Raw genomic sequence first — 12,638 nt, 5'->3', positions numbered from 1 at the left:
GATTTTGTTAATTAATCGTTGAACTGAACGGTTTCAAACCGTTCCCTACGTTGGTATTGGTATCCGTTGTTGTTTGCGTAGATACAGGTCTGAGACCTGTATCTACTCCTATAATGCCTGACTCGATACTGTAAAATAGAACAAGGAAAAACGATAGTCGAAAGAGTTTCATGGATAGACGATGAAAGGTAGTTTGTTTTTGTCAAACTTATATAACTACCTGCATAGTCCTTGCAGGCTATGCAGAAGGTATTTCGCTCCGTTGGAGCTTTTGTTCTAAGAGTTTCCTCGCAATTAACAATTAACAATTACCTACTCATCCCCACTTCCCGACTTAGCACGTTTTAGATTTTTCTCGGCTTCTTTTTCCTTGGCTATTGCATCTTTGCTTTTGCACATTTCTTTGGATTCAAGCCATGTGCATTTTGATTTTCCTTCTTTATGGCATTGTTTTTTATTGGTAAATGCTTTGCAGGAATCTTCTTCCTGTGCGAAAAGTAGAGAGCCAGTCAATAAGCTTAGGCTCATAAGTAAGGTGGATACTTGTTTCATAGAAACCTCTTTTAAAAAAATTTCTTCCAGATTATAATTAAGGATGATTTTTTACAAGTGGAAATGTAATTAGTGTTTATGAATATACGATTCCTGTTTTTAACCTTCCTAATTTCTGTTAGCCCCATGCTCGCACAAGACGTTGAACGAAATGTCTCTTGTGAAAAAGTAGAAAGTAATTTCTTTATCAAAGATTTTTATGTAAAAGATTTTTCTAGAAACTTATTTCACATCGCAATCAAAGCAAAAAATAAAGAAAGCCTTCCAGGTCTAATTGATTTTAAAACGGAAAAGGATAGAACTGATTTTGATAGAGCCAAAGAAAACAATGACCCAAGAGCTACTAGCATTGAGAAGGTAAAGTTTATCACAAAAATTGGCTCGTATGAAGCAGGAAGAATTTCGGGAAGCTACTTTCATAAAAAAGATTCATCTGTTCTCTCCTATGAAATTATTTCTGCAATCAACGATAAAAGCGGTGCGACATGCATTTCTCTCTACGACGACAAATACCAATTACTCGCTACGTTTCCGTATACAATTCCTGATCGAAATGAAAATGCAGGCGAACAACCATTAATTACTGAGATTACTCCGAACGCTGGAGTCATTGGAGAGACAATTACAATTCGAGGCAAAAACTTTCAGGACAATCTAGACAATATTTACATTTACATCATTGACGAAGACCAAGACCCTGTATATGAATATGGGGATAAGGAAAAGTATACGATACTGCCTTTTTATCTCTCCCAAAAAAACGAAAAAGGAATCCAAGAACTAAAATTTACAATTCCTGCTTATGATTTAAAAAGCGAATACGATGGATATAAATTCAACCAAAAGATTTTCGGAAAGAAAATGTCTATCAAGCTAATGGCGAATTACCGTCCGTCTACAACTGAGAATCTTGTATTACTTAAATCGTATTGGAAATGGATTGCAGGAAGTTTTAGTATATTTGTCACAGCTTCTTTTCTAATAAGCATTGCCTTTGTCTTAAAGAAAGTAAATTTCACTCATGAAATTTTATTAGATGCAAAGACAAATTCTTATAGCCTTTCTAATTTTCAGTCCTTTGCCTGGACGATTGTATTTATCGGAAGTTATTTTTATGTAGCGATTAGTTCAGGAATTATCCTAGACAAATCAGAGCTTCCTGATTTTAATTTTTCCCTCATCGGGCTAATGGGTATTAGCTACGGAGGACTTTTAACTTCTAGTTATTTAGATAGAAAAAAGAAAGATACAGGAACTGTAAAACACAAACCGGAACTAAAAGATTTAATTTCTGATCCAGACGGTGGAATTAGCCTCTCCCGCTTGCAGCTACTCGGCTTTACCCTCATTTCCATTATCGTATATATCTTTTATCTATTCAAAGCCAATGTGTTAAACGGTCTTCCCGGAATTCCTGAAACCCTACACACCATGCTTCTCACAAGTCAGGGCGGTTATCTAGGAAGTAAAGCAATTACTGGAGATGATAAAAAAGAAGACAAAAAAGAAACCGTTGAACCTGTAAAGGCTAACGAAGATAAACCGGTAGAAGAGAAGAAGGAAGTTTAGATAGGAATACACTGCATAGCCCTTGCAGGCTATGCAGAAAGGTATTGCGCTCCGTTGGAGCTTATTGCATCCCTAAAATTAAAGAAACCATTTCTTCGTCTATGTCAAGACTTGATGCGATTTCTTGGTTAGATAGTTTTTTCTTTTTAAGGTTAAGAACGCTTTCCTTCATGTCTTTAACAATATCAGAATACTTACCATTAGATTTCTTAGGACGACCTCTTCCGTTGCCCTTTGCATCAGCAGAGATAACGATTGCACTCATTTGATTCATCTTCTCTTCTGCTTGTCCGAGGAGCTTTTCGATATTAGACTTAACTTCGTCGAGTCTAACTTCCATTGTCGCAATTTGCTTGTGACGAGCGGAAAGATCAATCATCATACTTTCAATATTATTAAACTTAGATTCAAGAAGTTTAATATCAGCAGTCTTACTGTTAATCAATGCAACTTTTTGATCTACTTGGGATACGAAGTGACTGAGTTCATCTCTTTTTGACTCTAATGTAGAAACTTCTTTCGTAAACTTAACTAATTGATCGTCTACAGTCTTAGTCTTTTTTACTTGCTCTGTTAACGCACCGGAGATAACATTGAGTTTGCGCTCGAAGCTATTGATCTCTACTAGCTTTTGTTTGATCTCGTCTCCAAATTTTTCCATCTGCTTAATGCGTGAATCAATCGTTTGAACTACTTTTCCTTTTTCGGTTAAGAATTCTGTTTTTTCGTGATCTAGTTCTCTGATTTCTTGTTCTGTATTCTTAATAGCTGTCTCAAGCAAATTGATATTATTCATGAAGGTGTTGATGTTTTCTTCTTTTGCTTTGATGATTTCAATATTCGAAGACATCTTCCAGAAGGCTTCTTCTGATTGCTTGGATAAGTTTTCCATTACATCTCGATTGGTATTGAATTTTTCTACCTTTCGAATTTCTTCTGTTACAATCTTAAGAGACTTTTCGAGAATTTCTTTTTCTGAATTGATTTCTGTAAAAATATCATGCTTCATTAACTCGGCTATATTGATTTCACTTTGTAAGTCAGCCTTCAATTCTTCTTTTGCCTTTGTAATATCTTGCTTTGCAGTCTCGATTAGATCAATGCTAGCTTTACTCATATGATCTAGATGTTGGGTTAACTGGCTTTTTAAAATAACACTTTGATTATCAATTCTCTTATCTAAGTTAGTATTAAATTCTTCGAGTTTCTTTTTATGCTTTTCGATTTGCTCAGAAGTTTGCTTTTCAATTTCTGCATCTCTTGTTTGTATAAATGCTTCAATTTGTTTTTTGTTTATTTCAAATACTTCTTGTCCTACTTTTTGTATATGCGCAACATACTCGCTTGACTCAGTTTTTGCCTTTGCTAACTTTTCTTGAATTGTCTTGAAAACATTTTCCCCGTAGTTAGCGAGTAATTGTTGTTGCTCTTTAAACAATTGTGCATCTAGATTTTGAATTCGATTGTATAGGTTATGAAATTCCCCACGACCACGCAGTCCCCCACCTAAACTTCCAGATAGATTTTTGGAAACAGTAAGGTAATTCTTTTCATCAAATCCATTTCCGATATTTTCTTTGAATGCCTGGTCAAATTTTTCTTTATAACTTTTGAAGAGAGCACTCATCTCCGTTCCAAAGTTTTCTGTGTTAAATGTATTTTTATCTTTTAATACAATGTCTAGCTTGAAAATAGTTTCCTTCGTGTCTTCGTTAGAGACATGACTGAAAATCTGCTGATCCATTTTGTATTGATTGAGAGATACAACCTTTGAGGGGGTATGCGCTATTTGCCCGTTGGCAATTACTTCTTTGACTCGGATGGCTGAATCCGATCCTGTATTATTTGGCTTCTCGAAATCAGACTTGGCATGGAGTTGATATTCATGTGGGAGCAAAATGAAATTATTCTTTACTTTCACAGTAAAAACTTCCGAGCTAAAATGAAAGGTAGTTTCTACAGTTAGTTTTTGTCTTGTAAGTTCGTTTTTAAATTTTGGAAAATTTGTCTCTACTAATTGCTTTTCAATTTTTTCCATTCCAATTAAATATTCTGTTGGATTAGAAATATCAAGACCCATTTGTTTGAATAAGACTCGTTTGATATTAGCCCTAGTCGCATTAGCCACTAGCCCCCGAACAGAGTTATAACAAGTCTCAATTGAATCGGTTCTTCCAAAATTCTTTAGAGCCAGTCCAATGATAATTCGTAGATGCTCTTCGGTTGATTCGGTGAGATAATATATTTTAATAGTTATTGGCTTATTGCTCTTAACAGCCCCGAGTATCACATCTGTATTGATATCTTTATTTTTTTTTTCGACTTTGACTGCTAAACTCATTGAATAAAAACCTCTAGTGTTAAATTAACTATTTGTACTTATATCGACATAATCCAAAAAATGCCTCATTAGGATTTTTTTCAAAAACCTTAAAAATTGGCTAAAGTATTGTTAAAAAATGCAGAATTTGTACTTACTCTCAGGGTTCTAAATCACATACCAAAAAGGTCAACAATAATAATATTTTAATTAATTTTTCTTATCAAAATGTTATGTCACTATAATCCTCTTTCCACTAACGTTTATAGAGATTCCAAACAACAAATATTAATATGGAATAAGACATATTAACCGCAAAGAAAACGAAGTATGTGAAAACGGAAAAAGGTTATTCACTATTATCTTCTCAAACTTCCTACTTTTGCTCTTCAACTTACCCGGCGACAATCGAACTATGTCGCAAATAATTTATTGATTGAATGTTACATACTTTTAATTTGTGTTAGGCGATTAGTCTAAAAGCAAGGTAAATCGAAATTAAGACTTATCTTCAAGCCAACTTCGGCTTCTATGTGGCTCTTACGTCCCTTCTACCTCGCTTGAAGAGTGAAGGTTTCCATAACGGTAGGCTCTAGTTCATAGGTAAAAGAAAGTCCGCACGCAAAGCCGCGAATCATCGGTGACAAAATCCGGCGACGAAATTCTTATCTTGACGAACCATATTCTGTGTATAAAATGAGTCATTAAATAAGTAAGAGAAATATTTAGTTTGAAAGGAATGTGACATAGAAAAGCAGACCTTTCTGTTATCATAAAGGATCGAAAAATGAATATCTATTTTCTAATATTGGCTTTCTTACTTTCATTCCTTGCTTTAGATTTACACCCGCAAGAGCCTGAAAAACCGGTCGAAAAGAAAAAATCTCTAGCAGGAAATGAAATGGGTGCTAAACGATGGGCGATTGTTGTAGGCATCAATGAATACACTGACAAAGACATCTCCCCTTTACAGAAGGCGAGAAATGACGCTAAATTAATTGCGCAAATTTTAGAAGAGCAGGGTCAATTCGAAGAAGTCCATCTAATGACAGATGACATTTCCCCTAAGAGTCCTCTCTATCCTACCCGCGCTCATATTGAGGCTAAGATCGATCATGTGCTAGACTATTCCACTCCTGTAGATACTATTTTATTTTTCTTTTCCGGTCATGGAATTTCTGACTCAAGTGGAAATGGTTATCTATTATCCGTTGATACTTCGATCGACAAATCTCTAATTACTTCCATACAGGTAAATGATATTATGCGCAAAATTAAATCTAGAAATGTGAGCAAATCCATATTATTCTTAGATGCCTGTCGCGATCTATCGAGTTCAAACGCAAAAGGATTTGCTAAAGAAGGATTCAAGTCAGAAAAATATGCAAGCGGAGATATACCGGTTACTTTTTTTTCTACTAGCACAGGCTATTATAGTTATGAAGATCCAAAATCAAATTTCGGTGTATTCACAAAATACCTAGCCCATGGAATGGAAGGTAAGGCAGATGCAAATCAAGATGGAATCGTAACATTTTCTGAGCTAGAAGAATTTGTCAGAGCAGGAGTCGTTAGTTGGTCAGATCAAAACGACAAAGAACAAAAGCCATTTGTAAATTATCACCGAGACAAACAGGGAAAAATTCCAATTACAGTTAGTGTAGACAAAGTAACAAGTCTAGTAGAGGAAAATAATTTACCCAGATCAAATTCAAGGCTATCAGCCGTTATCCGTTCTTCGCTCATTCCAGGATGGGGGCAGTGGTATAACGGTGGTAATGAAAAAGGACTCAGCTATTTTTCTATTTTCCTTATCTTACTCGGAAACTCTGCCTATCAATATGGACCTTATGCAAAAGCAAAATCAGATTACGAAAGCACGCTTCTACTACCCGCAACTCCCGGTCAGGGAGACACACTCGCTTTAAATTACTTTTTATTTCAGCCTAAGTATGCAGCAGTCAATCATGCCAGAAATAATTTTAATTTATCTATAGGATTAGTTGGGGCGTTTTGGGCATGGAATGTGCTTGATTTATTTCTCTATAAGGGGAATAATTTCTTTTGGGCGATCAATTTCCGTGTCGCGCCTACCACGAATCCATCGGTTTACGCAAACTCGCCAATTGAATTCGATAAAAAGACAGACATCCAAATGACAGTGAGGTTCTAATGAAAAGTAAAACGCAGAAAGTAGGCTTATTTTTACTGATTCTTTTCTTTACATCTAGTTGTGTTGGAGCAATCAAAAAAAGTCTTTTAGATCCAAAAAGCTTTTTAGGATTTTATTTAAGCCTTGATCCATTCAAACTAAATCCTCCGCCTAAAAGTAAAATCATTATGCTTACTCCAATCAACACAATTCAAGAAGGTGAATCTGCGACGATGGGAATTTTACTAGAAAACAATCCCTACAAGCAAACCACTGTTACCTGCCAGACCGATTACCCTTCTTTATTAATCAATGGTTCCCAAAAAGCAGAATTTATTTTTACTCCGTCTAATTATTCGCAGCAACAGAGCATTAGCCTCACTACAGTCGTTGACAATGATGATATAAGTGATACAGCAAGTTTAAAATGCACGGCGCCTGAACTCACGGAGGTAATTACAAGTATTCTGGTTTCGGATACAGCAGGTATTATCCTCTCCGGCACTATTCCCACGTTGCAAGAAGGAAATAATGTTACCATCGGAGTTCGACTTTCTAGAAAGCCTTCAGGCAATGCAACTGTTCTTGTTAGCCTCAACAACAATGCAGTTACAATCAACGGAACAACCTCTCTTTCTCTTACCTTTACCCCAAGCAATTATAATACTTCGCAGGACATTTCTATTTTAGCATTGATAGATGCTAACTCTACCAATGACCCAACGACTTTGACTTTTAAGATGACCGGCATACCAGACGTAACCTACAATCTAACGATTATAGATGACAACGTAATTCAATTAACAGGTCCACCCTCGTCCATCACAGAAGGTCTTTCTGCTACAATGGGAATTCGATTTTCAAAATCTATACTCACAAATAATTCTATTACAATTACAAGTAGCAATCCCGCGGCAATCACAGTAGACGGAGGTGCATCGGCTACTTTCAATTATACTCCTCTATCTTCCACAAGTGACCAAATCGTAACCCTCGCAGCCGTTCTAGATGCAAACCTTGTATCCGAAACAGTCAGTTTGACATTAACCACTACAGGCATGGCACCCCTTGTAATTGTGGTAACTACGATAGACATTGACACACAAAACTTAGTCGTCACAGGAGCCATACCAACTCTAGATGAAAATACAAGTGGACCTATTCTAGTTCATCTTACTAATTCTCCTTCTTCGAATGTAACAGTCAATGTTACAACTAGCAATGGCACTTCTCTCAGCGTTTCTCCTTCTACACTTACATTCAATGCGGCTAATTACAATATAGACCAAACAATAACAGTGAGTGCCTTGAATGATGTAAATGAAACTGCGGAGTATCTCACTGTTATCCTCACATCTCCGAGTGCTCCTATGCAAGTGTATAACGTTACAACTATTGATGATGATACAAAGATTTTACTCAGCGGTGCTACTTCTGTAAATGAAGGCAACTCATCTATTGTAACCGTTTCTCTTTCGGGAGATCCCGGAATCGCAAGAACAGTCACTTTGAGCTCTAGTAACTTACTTGCAATGACTCTTGGCACAACAAGTCTTTCCTTTAGTCCTGGAAATTATTCTCAGTCCATTCCAATTAGTGGAGTTCAAGATGCAAATATAGTCAGCGAGACAGTTACTCTTTCTGCAACATCAGGAACTCCTTTAATTGCTGCGGCTAATACGAATATATCTACAGTAGACGATGACACAATGAATATACTACTCACTGCCGGAACAAACCAAGTATCAGAAGGGGGAACAACGGCGTTTACTGTTCGTTTAACCCAAGAACCATCTCCTTCCTTAACAGTAAATCTTGCTTCTAGTATTGCAGGCTCTGTTTCTTTAAGCACAGCAAGTATTACTTTCGATAATGTCTGCCCGGGTGCAAACTGTTGGAGCACAGCACAAACCGTTACAGTCACCGGTGTCGAAGATGTAAATGAAACATCAGAAACGTCAACCGTCACAGCCTCTGCCGCAGCGGTAACGAGTGTAACACAAAATTATGCAACGATTGAAAACGACACAAAACCAGTGTTTGCCGGTACTACCACAGTTACCGAAAATAGCACAGCATTAGTCACTGTTGCTTTATCAGGAGATCCGGGAGCGGCAAGGACACTCAACTTAGTTTCTTCCAATGCACTTGCTATGACTCTAACTCCAGCCACATTAATTTTTAATTCGGCTAATTGGAATATACCACAAACGGTATTAGTTACAGGTGTCTCTGATGCAAATATTATTGCCGAAGCAGTCACAATTACCGGAAGCGGTGTAAGTTTAATAACCGCAACCACTGTAGTCAACACAGTAGACGTGAACACAATGAGCATTATCCTCGCCGGAAATCCGACCAGCATTAACGAAGGAGGGACAGCAAACTTCACTGTGAAGCTAGGCGCAGAGCCAACTCCTTCGCTTGTCGTATCACTCGCATCAGGAACAGTTGGATCTGTTTCTTTAGGCACAGCTTCCATAACATTCGACAATGTATGTCCTGGACCAAATTGTTGGAGCACAGCACAGACAGTTACAATGACTGGCGTAGAAGACGTAAACGAAACAACTGAAACCGTTGCTGTTAATGCAACGGCACCTGCGACAACAGCAGCGTCTTTCAACATAGACACAGCGGATAACGACGCTAAGGCGGTATTTACTGGTGCGACTACGGTAACCGAAAACGGAACGTCAGTGTTAATGGTTCAACTTTCCGGAAATCCAAATGGCGCAAGAACACTCAATCTAGTTTCTAGTAACCTACTCGCTGTTACACTCTCTACGTCTACCCTGACATTCAACGCGACTAACTGGAATGTGCCGCAATCGGTTACAATGACCGGCGTTAGTGATGCAAATATTATTTCCGAAGCAGTGACAATTACTGGCAGCGGAGTTGATTTAGGCAGCGCAACGACAACTATCAACACAGTCGATGTGAACACAATGAGTATTATCCTCGCGGGAAATCCTACTAGCATTAACGAAGGCGGGACGGCTAACTTCACCGTGAAGCTTGGCGCAGAGCCTACTCCTTCTCTTGTCGTATCACTCGCGTCTGGAACAGTTGGATCAGTTTCCCTCGGAACAGCTTCAATTACTTTCGACAACGTTTGCCCTGGACCAAATTGTTGGAGCACAGCACAGACTGTTACAATGTCTGGAGTCGAAGATGTAAATGAAACTACTGAGACAGTTGCGATTACTGCAACCGCACCAGCTACACCTAACGCAACTTTCAATATCGACACTGCGGATAACGACAGTAGGGCTGTATTCACGGGTGCAACTACTGTGAACGAAAACGGAACGTCAGTGTTAATGGTTCAGCTTTCAGGAAATCCAAATGGCGCACGAACTCTAAATCTAGTTTCTAGTAACCTACTCGCTATTACCCTTTCAACCTCTACTCTAACTTTCAATGCGACTAACTGGAATGTGCCGCAATCGGTCACAATGACCGGCGTCAGCGATGCCAATATTATTTCAGAAGCGGTGACAATTACAGGAAGCGGGGTAGACTTAGGTTCAGCAACTGCAACAATCAACACAGTCGATGTGAACACAATGAGTATTATCCTCGCGGGAAATCCTACTAGCATTAACGAAGGCGGGACGGCTAACTTCACCGTGAAGCTAGGCGCAGAACCTACTCCTTCTCTTGTCGTGTCGCTGGCATCTGGAACAGTTGGATCAGTTTCCCTCGGAACAGCCAGCATCACTTTCGACAATGTATGCCCCGGACCAAATTGTTGGAGCACTGCACAGACAGTTACAATGACTGGTGTAGAAGATGTAAATGAAACTACGGAAACAGTTGCGATTACTGCGACTGCACCGGCAACAACAGCAGCAACATTCAACATCGACACAGCCGATAATGATAGTAAGGCTGTATTCACAGGCGCAACTACAGTCACTGAAAACGGAACATCAGTGTTAATGGTTCAACTCTCAGGCAATCCCAATGGTGCAAGAACACTCAATCTAGTTTCTAGTAACCTACTCGCTGTTACACTCTCTACGTCTACCCTGACATTCAATGCGACTAACTGGAATGTGCCGCAATCAGTTACAATGACCGGCGTTAGTGATGCAAATATTATCTCAGAAGCAGTCACGATTACAGGAAGCGGCGTCGACTTAGGAAGCGCCACTGCGACAATCAATACAGTCGATATAAACACAATGAGTATTATCCTCGCTGGAAATCCGACAAGCATTAACGAAGGCGGGACTGCTAACTTCACAGTAAAACTTGGTGCTGAGCCAACTCCTTCGCTTGTTGTATCTCTCGCATCAGGAACAGTTGGATCAGTTTCCCTCGGAACAGCTTCAATTACATTCGACAACGTTTGTCCCGGACCAAATTGTTGGAGCACAGCACAGACTGTGACAATGACTGGTGTCGAAGATGTGAATGAAACAACGGAAACAGTTGCGATTACTGCAACAGCGCCAGCTACTCCAAACGCGACATTCAACATCGACACTGCGGATAACGACAGTAGGGCTGTATTCACCGGTGCGACTTCGGTCAACGAAGGCTCAACGGCTTTACTTTCCGTTGCTCTTTCCGGAAATCCGAATGGAACTAGGACGATGAATTTAGTTTCGGGAAACACAGCAGCAATCACAATCACACCTGCTACACTTACCTTCAACGCGTCTAATTGGAATATACCACAGGCTGTATTAATGACTGGAGTAGCGGATGCAAATACTTCTGCCGAAACTGTTACCATCACAGCAAGTGGAGTTGACCTAGGTGGGGCAACTACTAACGTTTCGACAGTGGACTCCACTGTAATCGCTATTATCCTCACACCTAGTGGAACGACAGTTGCAGAAGGGGGAACTTCGACTCTCGATGTTAAATTAAGTGCAGAGCCAAACCCTTCTACCACAGTCACACTCGCAACCAGCAACGTAGGTTCCGTCTCGTTATCCACTACAACATTAACATTCGACAACGTTTGCCCCGGTGTGAATTGCTGGAGCACAAACAAAACGGTAACACTCACTGGCGTCGAAGATGTAAACGAAACTTCCGAGAACGTAACCATTTCGGCAACTGCACCATCAGTCACAAGTGCAAGCTCTGCATTCGATACCATTGAAAATGATACTAGACCGGTATTTACCGGTGCGACTTCTGTTACAGAAGGTGGGGTTGCCTTTCTATCTGTTGCCTTAACGGGAAATCCAGGAGCAGCAAGAACTTTAAACCTTTCGTCATCAAACACTCTTGCTTTAGCCGTGTTACCAACGACTGTTTCCTTCAATACGACTAATTGGAATATACCGCAATCAATTCTTGTATCAGGAATTTCCGATGCAAATATAATCGCCGAAGCAGTCACTATCACAGGAAGCGGAGTTGGACTTGTATCTGCAACCACCGTTGTCAACACAGTCGATGTGAACACAATGAGCATTATCCTCGCGGGAAATCCAACTAGCATTAACGAAGGTGGGACTGCGAACTTTACCGTGAAGCTTGGCGCTGAGCCTACTCCTTCTCTTGTTGTTTCACTTGCATCAGGAACAGTTGGTTCTGTATCGTTAGGAACTGCTAGTATTACATTCGATAACGTTTGCCCCGGACCAAATTGTTGGAGCACAGCGCAGACAGTGACAATGACTGGTGTTGAAGATGTAAATGAAACAACAGAGACAGTTGCAATTACAGCGACCGCAGCTGCTACACCAAACGCAACTTTCAATATCGACACAGCGGATAACGACAGTAGGGCTGTATTTACGGGTGCAACTACTGTCACTGAAAACGGAACGTCAGTGTTAATGGTTCAACTTTCCGGAAATCCAAATGGAGCAAGAACACTCAATCTAGTTTCTAGTAACCTACTCGCTATTACCCTTTCAACTTCTACTTTAACATTCAATGCGACTAACTGGAATGTGCCGCAATCAGTTACGATGACCGGCGTTAGTGATGCGAATATTATTTCTGAAGCAGTCACAATTACAGGAAGTGGTGTAGACTTAGGTCCAGCCACTGCAACTATCAACACGGTTG

General features: G+C 39.5%; 6 protein-coding genes. 3 read left to right on the top strand and 3 right to left on the bottom strand.

Annotation, left to right across the window (positions count from 1 at the left end; translation table 11 throughout):
• Window positions 1-7: 7 nt before the first annotated feature.
• On the bottom strand, window positions 8-172 hold the full coding sequence (locus tag IPH52_10085; protein ID MBK7055388.1) for a hypothetical protein: 165 nt from the start codon (window positions 170-172) through the stop codon (window positions 8-10).
• A 140-nt stretch (window positions 173-312) separates the two neighbouring features.
• Complete coding sequence (locus tag IPH52_10080) at window positions 313-552, bottom strand: hypothetical protein (protein ID MBK7055387.1); 240 nt, start codon at window positions 550-552, stop codon at window positions 313-315.
• A gap of 78 nt (window positions 553-630) precedes the next feature.
• Between IPH52_10080 and IPH52_10075 the strand changes: the two genes are divergently transcribed.
• Window positions 631-2,121: an IPT/TIG domain-containing protein gene (locus tag IPH52_10075; protein ID MBK7055386.1), complete on the top strand. Its 1,491-nt coding sequence runs from the start codon at window positions 631-633 to the stop codon at window positions 2,119-2,121.
• A gap of 61 nt (window positions 2,122-2,182) precedes the next feature.
• Here IPH52_10075 and IPH52_10070 read toward each other — a convergent pair whose 3' ends face one another.
• Window positions 2,183-4,462 carry a hypothetical protein gene (locus tag IPH52_10070; protein ID MBK7055385.1) on the bottom strand — a complete coding sequence of 760 codons (2,280 nt, stop codon included), beginning with the start codon at window positions 4,460-4,462 and terminating at the stop codon, window positions 2,183-2,185.
• A 766-nt stretch (window positions 4,463-5,228) separates the two neighbouring features.
• Here IPH52_10070 and IPH52_10065 point away from each other — a divergent pair.
• Both IPH52_10065 and IPH52_10060 read left to right on the top strand, forming a co-directional pair.
• On the top strand, window positions 5,229-6,614 hold the full coding sequence (locus tag IPH52_10065) for a caspase family protein (protein MBK7055384.1): 1,386 nt from the start codon (window positions 5,229-5,231) through the stop codon (window positions 6,612-6,614).
• Window positions 6,614-12,638 (top strand): hypothetical protein (locus tag IPH52_10060; protein ID MBK7055383.1); only part of this gene is annotated, 6,025 nt, incomplete at its 3' end. The genes IPH52_10065 and IPH52_10060, both read left to right, overlap by 1 nt.

It is taken from the genome of Leptospiraceae bacterium, from assembly GCA_016708435.1.
Lineage (GTDB): Bacteria > Spirochaetota > Leptospiria > Leptospirales > Leptospiraceae > UBA2033.
Note: the sequence above shows the minus strand (reverse complement) of the source record. Positions and strands in the feature narration are given on the sequence as shown.